At 58.1% G+C, this 15,885-nt stretch carries 16 protein-coding genes; 10 read left to right on the forward strand and 6 right to left on the reverse strand.

Annotated elements, in window-relative coordinates; all coding sequences use genetic code 11:
* Nucleotides 1-281: 281 nt before the first annotated feature.
* The 3 genes from mtlA (at nt 282) to mtlR (ending at nt 4,036) form a co-directional block, all read left to right on the forward strand.
* Nucleotides 282-2,189, forward strand: coding sequence for a PTS mannitol transporter subunit IICBA (gene mtlA, locus A1WC_RS01780; protein ID WP_004173919.1), 1,908 nt, complete (start codon nt 282-284; stop codon nt 2,187-2,189).
* Between the two features lie 102 nt (nt 2,190-2,291).
* Entirely contained in the window at nt 2,292-3,440 is a 1,149-nt protein-coding gene (gene mtlD / locus A1WC_RS01775) for a mannitol-1-phosphate 5-dehydrogenase (RefSeq protein ID WP_008806863.1), read from the forward strand.
* Nucleotides 3,440-4,036, forward strand: coding sequence for a mannitol operon repressor MtlR (gene mtlR, locus A1WC_RS01770; RefSeq protein ID WP_002922401.1), 597 nt, complete (start codon nt 3,440-3,442; stop codon nt 4,034-4,036). The genes mtlD and mtlR overlap by 1 nt, the downstream gene beginning before the upstream one ends.
* On the opposite strand, the gene A1WC_RS01765 is transcribed toward mtlR, so the two are convergent.
* A complete protein-coding gene (locus A1WC_RS01765) occupies nt 4,025-4,249 on the reverse strand; it encodes a hypothetical protein (protein ID WP_012540317.1) in 225 nt (74 codons plus the stop codon). The genes mtlR and A1WC_RS01765 overlap by 12 nt on opposite strands.
* Nucleotides 4,250-4,521: 272 nt before the next feature.
* Here A1WC_RS01765 and A1WC_RS01760 point away from each other — a divergent pair, with 272 nt between their 5' ends.
* The 5 genes from A1WC_RS01760 (at nt 4,522) to trmL (ending at nt 9,500) form a co-directional block, all read left to right on the forward strand.
* A complete protein-coding gene (locus A1WC_RS01760; RefSeq protein WP_008806861.1) occupies nt 4,522-4,884 on the forward strand; it encodes a YibL family ribosome-associated protein in 363 nt (120 codons plus the stop codon).
* A gap of 284 nt (nt 4,885-5,168) precedes the next feature.
* Nucleotides 5,169-6,824: an L-lactate permease gene (gene lldP / locus A1WC_RS01755; protein ID WP_008806860.1), complete on the forward strand. Its 1,656-nt coding sequence runs from the start codon at nt 5,169-5,171 to the stop codon at nt 6,822-6,824.
* Nucleotides 6,821-7,594, forward strand: a complete 774-nt coding sequence (lldR, locus tag A1WC_RS01750; RefSeq protein WP_008806859.1) for a transcriptional regulator LldR — start codon at nt 6,821-6,823, stop codon at nt 7,592-7,594. Before lldP ends, lldR begins: the two co-directional genes overlap by 4 nt.
* Nucleotides 7,594-8,778: an FMN-dependent L-lactate dehydrogenase LldD gene (gene lldD, locus A1WC_RS01745; protein WP_016161950.1), complete on the forward strand. Its 1,185-nt coding sequence runs from the start codon at nt 7,594-7,596 to the stop codon at nt 8,776-8,778. The genes lldR and lldD overlap by 1 nt, the downstream gene beginning before the upstream one ends.
* A gap of 248 nt (nt 8,779-9,026) precedes the next feature.
* Nucleotides 9,027-9,500, forward strand: coding sequence for a tRNA (uridine(34)/cytosine(34)/5-carboxymethylaminomethyluridine(34)-2'-O)-methyltransferase TrmL (trmL, locus tag A1WC_RS01740; protein WP_016161951.1), 474 nt, complete (start codon nt 9,027-9,029; stop codon nt 9,498-9,500).
* 81 nt (nt 9,501-9,581) lie between these two features.
* On the opposite strand, the gene cysE is transcribed toward trmL, so the two are convergent.
* The 5 genes from cysE to A1WC_RS01715 all read right to left on the reverse strand — a co-directional run bounded on the left by cysE (nt 9,582) and on the right by A1WC_RS01715 (nt 12,811).
* On the reverse strand, nt 9,582-10,403 hold the full coding sequence (gene cysE, locus A1WC_RS01735; RefSeq protein ID WP_002922426.1) for a serine O-acetyltransferase: 822 nt from the start codon (nt 10,401-10,403) through the stop codon (nt 9,582-9,584).
* A 73-nt stretch (nt 10,404-10,476) separates the two neighbouring features.
* Nucleotides 10,477-11,496, reverse strand: a complete 1,020-nt coding sequence (gene gpsA / locus A1WC_RS01730; RefSeq protein WP_008806857.1) for an NAD(P)H-dependent glycerol-3-phosphate dehydrogenase — start codon at nt 11,494-11,496, stop codon at nt 10,477-10,479.
* Entirely contained in the window at nt 11,496-11,963 is a 468-nt protein-coding gene (gene secB, locus A1WC_RS01725; RefSeq protein WP_002922428.1) for a protein-export chaperone SecB, read from the reverse strand. The genes gpsA and secB overlap by 1 nt, the downstream gene beginning before the upstream one ends.
* A 60-nt stretch (nt 11,964-12,023) precedes the next feature.
* Nucleotides 12,024-12,275 carry a glutaredoxin 3 gene (gene grxC / locus A1WC_RS01720; RefSeq protein WP_008806856.1) on the reverse strand — a complete coding sequence of 84 codons (252 nt, stop codon included), beginning with the start codon at nt 12,273-12,275 and terminating at the stop codon, nt 12,024-12,026.
* 104 nt (nt 12,276-12,379) lie between these two features.
* Nucleotides 12,380-12,811: a rhodanese-like domain-containing protein gene (locus A1WC_RS01715; protein ID WP_008806855.1), complete on the reverse strand. Its 432-nt coding sequence runs from the start codon at nt 12,809-12,811 to the stop codon at nt 12,380-12,382.
* Between the two features lie 245 nt (nt 12,812-13,056).
* On the opposite strand from A1WC_RS01715, the gene gpmM reads away from it, so the two are divergent.
* Both gpmM and envC read left to right on the forward strand, forming a co-directional pair.
* On the forward strand, nt 13,057-14,601 hold the full coding sequence (gpmM, locus tag A1WC_RS01710; RefSeq protein WP_008806854.1) for a 2,3-bisphosphoglycerate-independent phosphoglycerate mutase: 1,545 nt from the start codon (nt 13,057-13,059) through the stop codon (nt 14,599-14,601).
* Between the two features lie 9 nt (nt 14,602-14,610).
* Nucleotides 14,611-15,882, forward strand: a complete 1,272-nt coding sequence (envC, locus tag A1WC_RS01705; RefSeq protein WP_008806853.1) for a murein hydrolase activator EnvC — start codon at nt 14,611-14,613, stop codon at nt 15,880-15,882.
* The last annotated feature ends 3 nt before the right edge of the window (nt 15,883-15,885 follow it).

Here is a 15,885-nt window from a genome sequence, read left to right on the forward strand (position 1 = left end):
AATTGTGACAAATATCACACAAAAAGGCAGATCAGCGGCTAAAAAGGCGCTGTGTTGTTTTTTTACACAGGAATTATGTGATCAGCATCACTACAAAAAGCGCTTTGCCCCCTATATTCATGTGATCCGTGTCACACAAAAGGGCGCTGGCTGGACAGCTAAACGATTCAGTGCCAGATTTCGCACTATCAATCAGGGCCCGGCTACCTCTGCCGCCACATTAACAACAAACCTCGGGCTTTAAGCCTGCGCGATACGCAAAACAGAAGAAGGGGTGTTTTATGTCATCCGATATCAAGATCAAGGTGCAAAGCTTTGGTCGTTTCCTCAGCAATATGGTGATGCCGAATATCGGCGCGTTTATCGCGTGGGGTATCATCACCGCGCTTTTCATTCCGACAGGGTGGTTGCCAAACGAAACGCTGGCGAAGCTGGTCGGTCCGATGATCACCTACCTGCTGCCGCTGCTGATCGGTTACACCGGCGGTAAATTAGTCGGCGGCGAACGTGGTGGCGTGGTCGGGGCGATCACCACCATGGGCGTTATCGTCGGCGCGGATATGCCGATGTTCCTCGGCTCAATGATTGCCGGTCCGCTGGGCGGCTACTGCATCAAGAAGTTCGATAACTGGGTAGACGGTAAGATCAAATCCGGTTTTGAAATGCTGGTGAATAACTTCTCCGCTGGCATCATCGGGATGATCCTTGCCATCCTGGCCTTCCTCGGCATTGGCCCGGCGGTTGAAGTTCTGTCAAAAATTCTGGCGGCTGGCGTTAACTTTATGGTGGCGCACGACATGCTGCCGCTGGCGTCTATCTTCGTCGAACCGGCAAAAATCCTGTTCCTCAATAACGCCATCAACCACGGTATCTTCTCACCGCTGGGTATTCAGCAGTCCCACGAGCTGGGTAAATCTATCTTCTTCCTGATTGAAGCTAACCCGGGTCCGGGGATGGGCGTTCTGCTGGCGTACATGTTCTTTGGTCGCGGCAGCGCAAAACAGTCAGCAGGCGGGGCGGCTATCATCCACTTCCTGGGGGGTATCCATGAAATCTACTTCCCGTACGTGCTGATGAACCCACGTCTGATCCTGGCCGTTATCCTCGGCGGGATGACCGGTGTCTTCACCCTGACCATCCTCAATGGCGGTCTGGTCTCTCCGGCTTCCCCAGGCTCTATCCTGGCGGTGCTGGCGATGACGCCGAAAGGCGCCTACTTCGCTAACATCGCCGCGATTATCGCAGCGATGGCGGTCTCCTTCGTGGTCTCTGCGGTTCTGCTGAAGACCAGCAAGGTAAAAGAAGAAGACGATATCGAAGCCGCGACGCGTCGTATGCATGACATGAAAGCGGAATCCAAAGGCGCCAGCCCGCTGGCGGCCGGTAATGTCACCAACGACCTGAGCCATGTGCGTAAAATCATCGTCGCCTGCGACGCCGGGATGGGTTCCAGCGCCATGGGCGCCGGGGTACTGCGCAAGAAAGTGCAGGATGCCGGACTGAGTAACATCTCGGTTACCAACAGCGCGATCAATAACCTGCCGCCGGATGTTGACCTGGTTATCACTCACCGTGACCTGACCGAGCGGGCGATGCGCCAGGTACCACAGGCGCAGCATATTTCGCTGACCAACTTCCTCGACAGCGGTCTGTACACCAGCCTGACCGAGCGTCTGGTCGCGGCCCAGCGCCACATCGAGAATGAAGTGAAAGTTACCGATAGCCTGAAAGACAGCTTTGATGATGGTGACAAAAACCTGTTCCAGTTGGGTGCGGATAACATCTTCCTCGGGCGCAAAGCAGCCACCAAAGAAGAAGCCATTCGCTTCGCCGGCGAGCAGCTGGTGAAAGGCGGCTACGTCGAGCCGGAATATGTGCAGGCGATGCTGGACCGCGAAAAACTGACCTCGACCTATCTCGGCGAGTCCATCGCGGTACCGCACGGCACCATCGAAGCGAAAGACCGTGTGCTGAAAACCGGCGTCGTCTTCTGCCAGTACCCGGAAGGCGTGCGCTTTGGGGAAGATGAAGACGATGTCGCCCGTCTGGTCATCGGCATCGCGGCCCGCAACAACGAGCATATTCAGGTTATCACCAGCCTGACTAACGCCCTGGATGACGAAACCGTGATTGAGCGCCTGGCGAAAACCACCAGCGTCGACGAAGTTCTGGCACTGTTGAATAAATAACCAAAACGGTCCATTCCCTCTCCCTTTGGGAGAGGGTTTGGGTGAGGGGAAAAGCCTCACCCCAGCCCTCTCAGGTAAAAACATTAATTGAAGGTTAATACTATGAAAGCATTACATTTTGGCGCAGGTAATATCGGACGTGGCTTTATCGGTAAATTGCTGGCCGACGCGGGCATTGAACTGACGTTCGCCGATGTCAATCAGACCGTACTTGATGCCCTGAATGCCCGTCATAGCTATCAGGTTCACGTCGTCGGTGAGAATGAGCAGGTGGATACTGTCTCCGGCGTCAATGCCGTCAGCAGCATCGGCGATGAGGTTGTGGACCTGATCGCTGAGGTGGATCTGGTCACCACCGCCGTCGGTCCCGTCGTACTCGAGCGCATCGCCCCGGCCATCGCCAAAGGGCTGGCGAAGCGCAAAGCGCAGGGCAGCGAACGTCCGCTGAACATTATCGCCTGCGAAAATATGGTGCGCGGCACCACGCAGTTAAAAGGCCACGTGTTTAACGCGCTGGCGGAAGAAGATAAAGCGTGGGTTGAAGCCCATATCGGCTTTGTCGACTCAGCCGTTGACCGTATTGTGCCGCCATCGGCTTCCGCCACCCATGACCCGCTGGAAGTCACCGTGGAAACCTTCAGCGAGTGGATTGTCGATAAGACGCAGTTCAAGGGCGCGCTGCCGACTATCCCGGGAATGGAATTAACTGATAACCTGATGGCATTTGTCGAACGCAAGCTCTTCACCTTGAACACCGGGCATGCTATAACCGCCTACCTCGGAAAACTGGCGGGCCACCAGACGATTCGCGACGCGATCCTCGACGAGAAAATTCGTGCCGTCGTGCAGGGCGCGATGGAAGAGAGCGGCGCGGTGCTGATCAAACGTTACGCCTTTGACCCGCAGAAACACGCGGCTTATATCCAGAAAATTCTTGGACGTTTCGAGAACCCGTACCTGAAAGACGATGTTGAGCGCGTTGGCCGTCAGCCGCTGCGCAAACTGAGCGCTGGCGACCGTTTAATTAAGCCGCTGCTGGGTACCCTGGAATACGGTCTGCCGCACCGCAACCTGGTGAAAGGGATTGCAGCGGCGATGCATTTCCGTAGCGAAGACGATCCGCAGGCGCAGGAGCTGGCGGCACTGATCGCCGACAAGGGGCCGCAGGCCGCGCTGGCGCAGATTTCCGGCCTGGATGCCGCAAGTGATGTCGTCGCGGAGGCCGTTAACGACTACAACGCGGAAAAATGATGCACAACCTGGCGCGACCAACGTCGCGCCCATTACGACTCCTGTCAGATATGCAGGCAATGATGGAAGAAACACAAGCATTTGAAAACCGTGTGCTTGAGCGTCTGAATGCTGGCAAAACCGTACGAAGCTTCCTGATCGCCACCGTCGAACTGTTAACGGAAGCGGTCAATATTCTGGTGCTTCAGGTGTTCCGTAAAGACGACTACGCGGTGAAATACGCCGTCGAGCCCTTGCTGGAGGGCAGCGGGCCGCTCGGCGATCTCTCTGTACGCCTGAAGCTGATTTATGGCCTTGGGGTGATAAGTCGTGCCGAATATGAAGACGCCGAACTGCTGATGGCCCTGCGCGAAGAGCTTAACCACGACGGCAATGAGTACAGCTTTACCGACGACGAAATTATCGGGCCGTTCGGCGAGCTGCACTGCGTCGCCGCCCTGCCGCCAACGCCGCAGTTTGATGACAGCGATGCCGAACTGCTGGCAATGCAGAAGCTGCGTTACCAGCAGATGGTGCGCTCAACAATGGTGTTGTCCCTGACTGAGCTGATTTCGCGAATCAGCTTAAAAAAAGCCTTCCAGAAATCAACGCTCTGACTCCGGCTCCGTCTGGTCGCAGGTCGGCCGGTAAAGCTGACGATAATATTCCAGACGCTGCAGAAACAACGCTTCCTTATCCTGGGGAATATCTCGCGGTATATGCTGCAGACGCGGAGATTTTTTCAAATACTCCATAAACGCCTGACTGGAAGCCATAAAATCAACCGCTTTATCGATTAAACGTGGTACGCCGTCGCCGATCTTTGCCATCACGTCCTCCTTTTGGGAATAATCTGATTAAGCATTAGCCAAATCACCGGCGCGGGTTAAGGAAAACGTGCTTATCTGCCGACGGGCTTCACAGAAATGAAATTAGAACGGGTATTAGGCGGAATATTAATAAAATTCAAATTATTAGCGAGCGCTGGTATAGCATTCTGCGGGCGATAAACGGCGAATTTTTGATAAATAACTATCAACAATGGCGGTCACGGCACATACTATAGGCGAATGAAGCCCCTTTATTAACAGATTAAGTCACCATGAAAGAAGTCGAAAAAAATGAAATCAAGCGCCTGAGCGACCGTCTCGACGCCATCCGCCATCAGCAGGCCGAGCTGTCGCTGGTGGAAGCCGCCGACAAATACGCCGAGCTGGAAAAAGAAAAAGCCACCCTGGAAGCGGAGATTGAACGTCTGCGTTCCGTCCAGAGCCAGAAGCTGAGCAAAGAGGCGCAGAAACTAATGAGCCTGCCGTTCCGCCGCGCGATCACCAAAAAAGAGCAGGCCGATATGGGCAAGCTGAAGAAAAGCGTTCGCGGTCTGGTGGTCGTCCATCCGATGACCGCCCTGGGCCGGGAAATGGGTCTGAAAGAGATGACCGGTTTCGCCCGCAGCGAATTCTGATCCCCTGCCCTCTCCGCCCGGAGAGGGTCATTCTGTCTTCACTTCCCACATTTTTCCCCTCAGCCAGGTCGATTGGTCCAACCAATAATTTCATCTACCCCCCAGCAGTTCACAAATCCATCAAAATACATCACAAACACGTTGCTTAAGAGCAACATCTGATTAACCATTCGTTGTCATCAACCCTGATACCCTTAATTGGCCGGGCCAATTTTACCTACGATGGGATCGGCAATGAGCGCAGACTCAGCCCTCCTCTCCTGGCGGCCCGATGGAGACCCTGCATGAATCTCTGGCAACAAAACTACGATCCCGCCGGTAATATCTGGTTATCCAGTCTTATCGCATCGCTACCGATTCTGTTTTTCTTTTTTGCGCTGATTAAGCTCAAACTGAAAGGCTACCTCGCAGCCACCTGGACCGTCGCTATTGCGCTGGCCGTCGCCTTGCTGTTCTATAAAATGCCGGTGGACCGCGCCTTAGCCTCGGTGGTCTACGGCTTCTTCTACGGCCTGTGGCCTATCGCGTGGATTATTATCGCCGCGGTCTTCGTCTATAAAATCTCGGTGAAGACCGGGCAGTTCGACATCATCCGCTCATCGATTCTGTCGATTACGCCGGACCAGCGCCTGCAGATGCTGATCGTCGGCTTCTCGTTCGGCGCCTTTCTCGAAGGGGCGGCGGGTTTCGGCGCGCCGGTGGCGATTACCGCCGCGCTGCTGGTCGGCCTTGGGTTTAACCCGCTGTATGCGGCTGGCCTGTGCCTGATCGTCAACACCGCGCCGGTGGCCTTCGGCGCGATGGGCATCCCGATCCTGGTCGCCGGCCAGGTGACCGGTATCGACAGCTTTGCTATCGGCCAGATGGTGGGCCGCCAGTTGCCGTTCCTGACCATTATCGTCCTGTTCTGGATCATGGCCATCATGGATGGCTGGCGCGGCATCAAAGAGACCTGGCCGGCGGTGATGGTGGCAGGCGGTTCGTTCGCTATTGCCCAGTACCTCAGCTCTAACTTCCTTGGCCCGGAGCTGCCGGACATCATCTCGTCGCTGGTCTCCCTGGTCTGTCTGACCCTGTTCCTCAAACGCTGGCAGCCGGTACGCATCTTCCGCTTCGGCGATATCGGCGCCTCGCAGGTGGATATGACGCTGGCCCGCACCCGCTACACGGCGGGACAAGTGATCCGCGCCTGGTCGCCGTTCCTGTTCCTGACCGCCACCGTGACCCTGTGGAGCGTACCGCCGTTTAAAGCGCTGTTCGCACCGGGCGGCGCAATGTATGACTTCGTCATCAATATTTCGGTGCCGTTCCTCGACAAAATGGTTGCCCGTATGCCGCCGGTAGTTAGCGCCGCGACGCCATACGCCGCGGTGTATAAATTCGACTGGCTGTCGGCAACCGGCACCGCCATTCTGTTCGCCGCCCTGCTGTCCATCGTCTGGCTGCGCATGAAGCCAAAAGACGCGCTGACCACCTTCGCCGGGACGCTGAAGGATCTGGCGCTGCCGATCTACTCTATCGGCATGGTGCTGGCGTTCGCCTTTATCTCCAACTACTCCGGGCTGTCGTCGACCCTGGCCCTGGCGCTGGCGCATACCGGCCACGCGTTTACCTTCTTCTCGCCGTTCCTTGGCTGGCTGGGGGTATTCCTGACCGGTTCGGACACCTCGTCTAACGCCCTGTTCGCCGCACTGCAGGCAACGGCCGCGCAGCAGATTGGCGTCTCCGATATTCTGCTGGTCGCGGCCAACACCACCGGCGGCGTCACTGGCAAGATGATTTCCCCTCAGTCGATCGCCATCGCCTGCGCCGCGGTAGGCTTGGTGGGTAAAGAGTCGGATCTGTTCCGCTTTACCGTCAAACACAGCCTGATCTTCACCTGCATGGTGGGCCTGATCACCACGCTGCAGGCCTACGTTTTAACCTGGATGATCCCGTGATAGTGATGCCTAAACGCCTGGCCGACGACGTGGCGCGTCGCGTCCGGGCGCTGATTGAAGAACAACAGCTGGAGGCGGGCATGCGACTGCCCGCTGAACGCCAGCTCGCCGCCCAGCTCGGCGTCTCGCGCAATTCCCTGCGCGAAGCGCTGGCGATGCTGGTCAATGAAGGCGTGCTGCTGAGCCGTCGCGGCGGCGGCACCTTCGTCCGCTGGCAGCATGAACCGTGGTCAGAGCAAAACATCGTCCAGCCGCTGAAGACGCTGCTGGCCGATGACCCGGACTACAGCTTCGACATCCTCGAAGCCCGCCACGCCATCGAGGCCAGCACCGCGTGGCACGCAGCGATGCGGGCCACCGACGCCGATAAAGAAAAAATTCGTCTGTGCTTTGAAGCGACCCAGAGTGAAGACCCGGATATCGCCTCACAGGCGGATGTCCGCTTCCATCTGGCCATCGCCGAAGCCTCGCATAACGTGGTGCTCCTGCAAACCATGCGCGGTTTTTTCGACCTGCTGCACTCCTCCGTTAAGCAGAGCCGCCAGCGCATGTATCTGGTGCCGCCGGTGTTTGCCCGCCTGACTGAACAGCACCAGGCCGTTATGGAGGCTATTGTTGCCGGTGACGCCGAGGCGGCGCGCCAGGCGATGATGGGCCACTTAGGTTTTGTCCACGCCACGATTAAACGTTTTGATGAAGACCAGGCCCGCCAGGCGCGAATTACCCGCCTGCCCGGTGACCACAATGAAAATTCCAGGGAGAACTCGTGATGATTATTTCCGCCGCCAGCGACTATCGCGCCGCCGCACAGCGTATCCTGCCGCCGTTTCTGTTCCACTATATCGACGGCGGCGCCTACGCCGAACATACCCTGCGCCGTAACGTCGAGGACCTGTCCGATGTGGCCTTGCGCCAGCGTATTTTGCGCAATATGTCGGATCTGAGTCTCGAGACCACTCTGTTCAATGAGAAGCTGGCGATGCCGACGGCGCTGGCGCCGGTCGGGCTGTGCGGCATGTACGCTCGCCGCGGCGAAGTGCAGGCCGCCGGCGCGGCGGACGACAAAGGCATTCCGTTCACCCTCTCTACCGTTTCCGTTTGCCCGATTGAAGAGGTCGCCCCGACCATCAAACGCCCGATGTGGTTCCAGCTGTACGTCCTGCGCGACCGCGGCTTTATGCGCAATGCGCTGGAGCGCGCCAAGGCCGCCGGCTGCTCGACGCTGGTCTTTACCGTCGATATGCCGACCCCTGGCGCCCGCTACCGCGACGCCCATTCCGGCATGAGCGGCCCGAACGCCGCCCTGCGCCGCTACTGGCAGGCGGTGACTCATCCGCAGTGGGCGTGGGACGTCGGCCTTAACGGTCGCCCGCACGATCTGGGCAATATCTCCGCCTATCTCGGCCAACCGACCGGTCTGGAGGATTACATCGGCTGGCTGGCGAATAACTTCGATCCGTCGATTTCATGGAAAGACCTCGAGTGGATCCGCGATTTCTGGGACGGTCCGATGGTGATCAAAGGGATCCTCGATCCGGAGGACGCCCGCGACGCGGTGCGCTTCGGCGCTGACGGCATTGTGGTCTCTAACCACGGCGGCCGCCAGCTCGATGGCGTGCTCTCCTCGGCCCGCGCCCTGCCGGCCATTGCCGACGCGGTGAAAGGCGACATCACTATTCTCGCCGACAGCGGCATCCGCAACGGTCTCGACGTGGTGCGGATGATCGCCCTGGGCGCCGACAGCGTGCTACTGGGCCGCGCTTACCTGTACGCCCTGGCGACCCACGGTAAGCAGGGCGTGGCGAATCTGCTGAACCTGATCGAAAAAGAAATGAAAGTGGCGATGACCCTGACCGGGGCGAAAACCATCCGTGAAATCAGCCGTGATTCGCTGGTGCAGAACGCCGAAGCGCTGCAGACCTTCGATGCGCTGAAGCAGGGCAACGCCGCGTAGGCGGCGTCATTCTCTCCCCTCACCCTAACCCTCTCCCAAAGGGAGATGGGACTGTCCGGCAGACAGGTTAGCGGCGGCGTTTCCCTGAGCCTCTGTCCACGAGAAGTATCGACTGATGGGTGAGTCCTTTACCCGCGCCCTCCGGTCCACCGACCGGCGCCGGTTTTCCCCCTCTCCCTCAGGGAGAGGGCCGGGGTGAGGGTTCGCCAAATATCTGCTATTCTGCCCCCCGCAATTAAGGGGGCAGTATGCTTAACATCGTGTTATTCGAACCAGAGATCCCGCCGAACACCGGCAATATTATTCGCCTGTGCGCCAACACCGGCTTCAATTTACATATCATTGAGCCGATGGGCTTTACCTGGGACGATAAACGCCTGAGACGCGCCGGACTGGACTATCACGAGTTCACTGCCGTGCAGCGCCATGCGGATTACGCGGCGTTTCTCGCCAGCGCGCAGCCGCAGCGGTTGTTCGCCCTGACCACCAAAGGCACGCCGGCGCACAGCGCAGTGAGCTATCAGGATGGCGATTTCTTAATGTTTGGCCCGGAAACCCGCGGTCTGCCGGCCAGCATCCTCGATGCCCTGCCGCCAGAGCAGAAAATCCGTATTCCGATGATGCCGGACAGCCGCAGCATGAACCTGTCCAACGCGGTGTCGGTGGTGGTGTATGAAGCCTGGCGCCAGCTGGGGTATCCGGGCGCCGTGTTGCGCAGCTAACCTGAGCCATTCCCGGATGGCGGCGCACCGCGCCTTATCCGGGCTACATATCTGAGCTTAACAGCGGCAAATGGCAATACATCAAATCCCGTCGCCGTACTCGAAGGTGTGGTGGATGCCGTTGAAATGCTGATCCATGTCCATCGCCGGCTTGTCGCTCTCCGGCTTGCCAACGATGCGCGCCGGTACGCCCGCCGCGGTGGTGTGCGGCGGAACCGGCTGCAATACCACCGAACCGGCGCCAATCTTCGCCCCGCGTCCCACTTCGATATTACCGAGGATCTTCGCCCCGGCGCCAATCATCACGCCTTCGCGAATTTTCGGGTGACGGTCGCCGCTGGTTTTACCGGTACCGCCGAGGGTGACCGACTGCAGGATAGAGACGTCATCTTCAATCACCGCCGTTTCGCCGACCACAATGCCGGTGGCGTGGTCGAGCATGATCCCGCGGCCGATTTTCGCCGCCGGGTGGATATCCACCTGGAAGGAGACGGAGACCTGATTTTGCAGGAAAATCGCCAGCGCACGTCGGCCCTGAGTCCACAGCCAGTGGCCGATACGGTAGGCCTGCAGCGCATGAAAACCCTTCAGGTAGAGCAGCGGCGTGGAGTATTTATCCACCGCCGGGTCGCGCGTGCGCACCGCCTGAATATCGCAGGCGGCGGAGGCGATCATTTCCGGATCGGCGGCATAGGCCTCTTCCACCACTTCGCGAATGGCGATCGCTGGCATAATCGGCGAGGCCAGCTTGTTGGCCAGCATATAGCTCAGCGCACTGCCCAGATTTTCATGCTTGAGTAGCGTAGCGTGGTAAAAACTGGCGAGCATCGGCTCACAGTCAGCCAGAGCCCGGGCTTCGGCTTTAATATTATTCCAGACGATATCCAGTTCTTCACACGGCATTGCATACTCCAGACGATATGATAATGACCTGCCAGTTCTGCGCTGGCAGGGTCATTCAGGTGACAAAGGAAAGCTAATTGCTGCTGCGCTCGTCCTTGCGGGCGCGACCCAATAAGGTCAATGCTGCCTCGCGCGCAATTTTTCCGCAATACAATACCTGATAAATTTCCTCGGTTATTGGCATTTCGACACCTAAACGCTGTGCCAAAACGCGAACTTCCTTGGTATTGCGGTAGCCTTCGACCACCTGGCCAATCTTGTCCTGGGCGCTCTGCACGTCCATACCCTGGCCGAGCATCATGCCGAAGCGACGGTTACGGGACTGGTTGTCGGTGCAGGTGAGCACCAGGTCACCGAGACCGGCCATGCCCATAAAGGTTTCCGGATCGGCGCCCAGCGCCGCGCCGAGACGGGACATTTCCACCAGCCCACGGGTAATCAGCGCCGTACGCGCATTGGCGCCGAAGCCGATGCCATCCGACATACCGGCCCCGATGGCAATGACGTTTTTCACCGCGCCGCCGAGCTGCACGCCGATAAAGTCCGGATTGATGTAGACGCGGAAACTTTTGCCGCAGTGCAGCAGGTGCTGCAGATCCTCGGCAAACTGCGGATCCGTCGCTGCCAGCGAAATCGCCGTCGGCAGACCGGCGGCCAGCTCTTTGGCGAAGGTTGGCCCCGAGATCACCGCCAGCGGGATATCATCGCCCAGCGCTTCACGCGCCACGTCCTGCAGCAGGCGGCCGGTTTCAGCCTCGAGGCCTTTGGTCGCCCACACCAGACGTGCGTCGGGACGCATCAGCGGTTTAATCTGACGTAATACCTGGCCGAACACATGGCTTGGCACCACGACAAGGATGTCTCGGCTGGCGGCCAGCGCGGTGGCCAGGTCGCTCTCAAGATGCAGCGTATCCGGGAAAGGCACATCGGGAAGGAACGCGGCGTTGCAGCGATCGTGTTGCAGCGTCGCGATATGTTTCGGGTCATGGCCCCAGAGCACAACGTGGTGGCCATTTCTTGCCAGGGTGATGGCAAGAGCGGTGCCGTAAGAGCCGGCACCGATCACAGTCATTGCAGCATTAAGTGCGTTCATCAGGCATCCTGATGTTGTTCAGCACCTTCGCCAGCCTGCTGCTGCAGATAGTTCATAAACAGCGCGTCGAAGTTCACTGGCGCAAGGTTAAGTTGCGGGAAGGTGCCGCGGGAAACCAGGCTGGTGATGCACTCACGCGCGTACGGGAACAGAATGTTCGGGCAGTATGCGCCGAGGCAGTGCGCCATCTGGGTGCCTTCGATGCCGTCGATGGAGAAAATACCGCCCTGCTGTACTTCACAGAGGAACGCGGTTTCTTCGCCCAGCGCGGCGGTCACGGTCACACGCAGCACCACTTCATAAACGCCTTCAGCCAGCTGGGTGGAGGCGGTATCCAGATCAAGTTTAACTTCCGGCTGCCAGTCTTTCTGGAAAACTTGCGGCGCGTTCGGCGCTTCAAAAGAGATATCTTTGGTATAGATACGCTGGATCTGGAAGGTCATTTCGGTGCTGTTTTGTTCTGACATAGTAAAACCCTTTCGTGTTGTCCTTAAATACGCGCTTCCGCCAGGGAAAGCGCGCAAAAATTAGCGCAAGAGGGGATCAAGTCCACCACGTGAATCAAGCGCATACAAGTCGTCACAGCCGCCAATGTGCTGCGCATCAATAAAAATCTGCGGAACCGTCGTCCGTCCGCTGCGCTGGATCATCTCCTCACGCTTCGCGGCATCGCCATCGATCGGCAACTCATGGAACGTTACGCCTTTGCTGTTCAACAGCGCTTTCGCGCGTACGCAGAACGGGCAGGTCGCTTTGGTGTAGATCTCAATATTGGCCATGACTTTACTCCTGTTTTTACCCTGGGGTTTTACGCCGCAGCCTGAGCTTCCCCTCACGTCAGGCATGAAGGGGAAAGCGCGGCGGCATTACCACGCGAGGTAAGTTATTTGCCGCGTACCAGAGGAAGGTTTTCGCCGCTCCAGCCTGCGATGCCCTCTTTCAGTACAAAGACTTTTTCAAACCCGGCTTTGTTCAGCGCGCTGGCTGGCTCTTGCGCCTGCATGCCGGAACCGTCTACCACAATAATGGGTTGCGATTTGTGTTTTTCCAACTCGCCGACGTTATTGGCTTTGATATCGGCAGGCAGCAGGTTGATGGCGCCGGCAATATGGCCTTTACGGAAATCGTCACGCTGACGCAGGTCGACCACCACCGCATCTTCTTTATTGATAAGACGCGTCGCTTCACCACGGGTGATGACTTTAACTTTCGACATCAACCCTTTAAAGGTGGTGAAGAGTACCGCACCCAGCAGCGCGATCCACGCGATGCTCAGGACCGGGTGACGGCCGATGAATTGCATAATTTCTTGCATGGGGGGTTACAACTCCCGACTAAGTGATAAAAAACCAGGGAAGGAGTATACCTGTGCATTGCGGCAAATACAGCCAGTGAGCGCGATGTAATGTATTTTCTGCGGGCGGTCACGAAAAAAAAGCCGCCTTCATCATCGCCTCTGACGCCGCCCCTTCCCTTTCTTTGATCTTTCACGGGGATTTAAACGATTCAGCTGTAGTAAAATTACGCAAAATTTCTGTCTTTGAGCATGAGGTTGTCGCAATGTCGGTTTCTAAAAAACCTATGGTACTGGTGATTCTGGATGGCTACGGCTATCGCGAAGACCAACAGGATAACGCCATTTACAGCGCTAAAACGCCGGTAATGGACGCCCTGTGGGCCAAACGTCCGCATACCCTGATCGATGCATCTGGCCTGGAAGTCGGCCTGCCGGACCGTCAGATGGGGAACTCCGAAGTAGGCCACGTCAACCTGGGCGCCGGTCGTATCGTCTACCAGGACCTGACCCGTCTCGATGTTGAAATTAAAGAACGCACCTTCTTCGCCAACCCGGTACTCACCGCCGCGGTCGACAAAGCGGTTGCCGCCGGTAAAGCGGTCCACATCATGGGCCTGATGTCTCCGGGCGGCGTCCACAGCCACGAAGATCACATCATGGCGATGGTGGAGCTGGCAGCAGAGCGCGGCGCTGAGAAAATCTATCTGCACGCCTTCCTTGATGGCCGTGATACGCCGCCGCGCAGCGCGGAAAAAACGCTGGCGACATTCGAAGCCAAATTTGCCGCGCTGGGCAAAGGCCGCATCGCGTCTATTATTGGCCGCTACTATGCCATGGATCGCGATAACCGCTGGGATCGCGTGGAACAAGCTTATGATCTGATGACCCTGGCGAAAGGCGAATTCCAGGCCGATACCGCCGTCGCGGGTCTGCAGGCCGCCTACGCCCGTGACGAAAACGACGAATTCGTCAAAGCCACCGTTATCCGCGCCGCCGGCCAGGCCGATGCCGCGATGGAAGACGGCGACGCGCTGATCTTCATGAACTTCCGTGCTGACCGCGCGCGTGAAATCACCCGCGCCTTCGTCAACGCCGACTTCGACGGCTTCGCGCGTAAGAAAGTGGTTAACCTCGACTTCGTGATGCTCACCGAATACGCCGCCGACATCAAAGTCGCCTGCGCTTATCCGCCCGCCTCACTGGCTAACACCTTCGGCGAGTGGATGGCGAAGCACGATAAAACCCAGCTGCGCATCTCCGAAACCGAGAAATACGCTCACGTCACCTTCTTCTTCAACGGCGGCGTAGAAGAGCCGTTTAAAGGCGAAGAGCGTATTCTGATTAACTCACCAAAAGTGGCAACCTACGATCTGCAGCCAGAAATGAGCTCCGCCGAGCTGACCGAGAAACTGGTCGCCGCCATCAAAGGTGGCAAATACGACACCATCATCTGTAACTACCCGAACGGCGATATGGTTGGCCATACCGGGGTGATGGAAGCGGCAGTGAAGGCGGTTGAAGCGCTGGATCACTGCATCGACCAGGTGACTCAGGCGGTGGAATCCGTTGGCGGCCAGTTGCTGATCACCGCCGACCACGGCAACGCCGAGCAGATGCGCGACCCGGCCACCGGTCAGGCGCACACCGCCCATACCAACCTGCCGGTTCCGCTGATCTACGTCGGTAACAAAGCGGTCAAAGCGGTCAATGGCGGTAAACTTTCCGACATCGCCCCGACCATGCTGTCGCTGATGGGAATGGAAATCCCGCAAGAGATGACTGGCAAGCCGCTGTTCATCGTGGAATAATCCTTCCCCATGAGGGGAAAGGCGACGTATTCAACTACATGGATCGCAACGGCAGTTCGATCCGTCCTTTACGCCAGCGCGCTCAGCGCTGGCGTATTGCTGTGCGCGTCATCTGCGCACGCCGACGATCGCGATCAGCTAAAGTCCATCCAGGCCGACATCGCCGCCAGGCAGCGGGCGATTAAGCAACAGCAGCAGCAGCGCGCAAGCCTGCTCGCCCAGCTCAAAGCGCAGGAAGAGGCGATCGCCGCCGCGGCCCGCAAACTGCGTGAAACCCAGGACAGCCTGAACCAGCTCAATAAGCAGATTGACGAGATGAACGCTTCTCTCGCGAAGCTGGAGCGTCAGCGCGCGTCTCAGGAACGTAACCTCGCCGCGCAGCTTGACGCCGCGTTCCGCCAGGGGCCGCATACCGGCATCCAGATGGTGCTGAGCGGTGAAGAGGGCCAGCGCAATCAGCGGATGCAGGTCTACTTCAGCTATTTCAACCAGGCCCGTCAGGAGACTATTGCGGAGCTGAAGAAAACGCGCGAAGAGATGGCGGTGCAAAAGTCGATGCTCGAAGAGAAGCAGAGCCAGCAGCAGACGCTGGTCTACGAACAAAAAGCCCAGCAGGCGAAGCTGGAGCAGGCGCGTAACGAACGGAAAAAGACCCTTTCCGGTCTGGAGTCCGCCATTCAGCAGGGTCAGCAACAGTTAAGTGAATTGCGGGCTAACGAATCGCGCCTACGCGGTCGTATCGCCCAGGCGGAGGCTGCCGCCAAAGCCCGAGCCGATCGGGAAGCTCGCGATGCGCAGGCGGTGCGCGACCGCCAGCAGGAAGCATCGCGCAAAGGCACCACCTATAAACCAACGGAAAGCGAGCGTTCGCTGATGTCACGCACCGGCGGGCTGGGCTCGCCGCGCGGCCAGGCGTTCTGGCCGGTTCGCGGTCCGCTCCTTCATCGATATGGCGAACAGCTGCAAGGTGAACTACGTTGGAAAGGGATGGTTATCGCCGCGTCTGAAGGCACCGAAGTCAGAGCCATTGCCGATGGTCGGGTCATTCTGGCCGACTGGCTGCAGGGCTATGGTCTGGTGGTGGTGGTCGAACATGGCAAAGGCGACATGAGCCTGTATGGCTATAACCAAAGCGCGCTGGTCAGCGTCGGTACGCAGGTTCGTGCCGGTCAGCCTATCGCGCTCGTAGGCAGCAGCGGCGGTCAGGGCCGTCCGTCGCTCTATTTCGAAATTCGCCGCCAGGGTCAGGCGGTCAATCCACAGCCGTGGTTGGGAAGATAAGTT

This window comes from Klebsiella sp. KTE92, from assembly GCF_000398905.1.
Lineage (GTDB): Bacteria > Pseudomonadota > Gammaproteobacteria > Enterobacterales > Enterobacteriaceae > Klebsiella > Klebsiella variicola.

Coding starts and splice junctions, on each gene's coding strand:
- mtlA (WP_004173919.1), top strand. CDS start 282: ATGTCATCCGATATCAAGATCAAGGTGCAAAGCTTTGGTCGTTTCCTC.
- mtlD (WP_008806863.1), top strand. CDS start 2,292: ATGAAAGCATTACATTTTGGCGCAGGTAATATCGGACGTGGCTTTATC.
- mtlR (WP_002922401.1), top strand. CDS start 3,440: ATGCACAACCTGGCGCGACCAACGTCGCGCCCATTACGACTCCTGTCA.
- A1WC_RS01765 (WP_012540317.1), bottom strand. CDS start 4,249: ATGGCAAAGATCGGCGACGGCGTACCACGTTTAATCGATAAAGCGGTT.
- A1WC_RS01760 (WP_008806861.1), top strand. CDS start 4,522: ATGAAAGAAGTCGAAAAAAATGAAATCAAGCGCCTGAGCGACCGTCTC.
- lldP (WP_008806860.1), top strand. CDS start 5,169: ATGAATCTCTGGCAACAAAACTACGATCCCGCCGGTAATATCTGGTTA.
- lldD (WP_016161950.1), top strand. CDS start 7,594: ATGATTATTTCCGCCGCCAGCGACTATCGCGCCGCCGCACAGCGTATC.
- trmL (WP_016161951.1), top strand. CDS start 9,027: ATGCTTAACATCGTGTTATTCGAACCAGAGATCCCGCCGAACACCGGC.
- cysE (WP_002922426.1), bottom strand. CDS start 10,403: ATGCCGTGTGAAGAACTGGATATCGTCTGGAATAATATTAAAGCCGAA.
- gpsA (WP_008806857.1), bottom strand. CDS start 11,496: ATGAACGCACTTAATGCTGCAATGACTGTGATCGGTGCCGGCTCTTAC.
- secB (WP_002922428.1), bottom strand. CDS start 11,963: ATGTCAGAACAAAACAGCACCGAAATGACCTTCCAGATCCAGCGTATC.
- grxC (WP_008806856.1), bottom strand. CDS start 12,275: ATGGCCAATATTGAGATCTACACCAAAGCGACCTGCCCGTTCTGCGTA.
- A1WC_RS01715 (WP_008806855.1), bottom strand. CDS start 12,811: ATGCAAGAAATTATGCAATTCATCGGCCGTCACCCGGTCCTGAGCATC.
- gpmM (WP_008806854.1), top strand. CDS start 13,057: ATGTCGGTTTCTAAAAAACCTATGGTACTGGTGATTCTGGATGGCTAC.
- envC (WP_008806853.1), top strand. CDS start 14,611: ATGAGGGGAAAGGCGACGTATTCAACTACATGGATCGCAACGGCAGTT.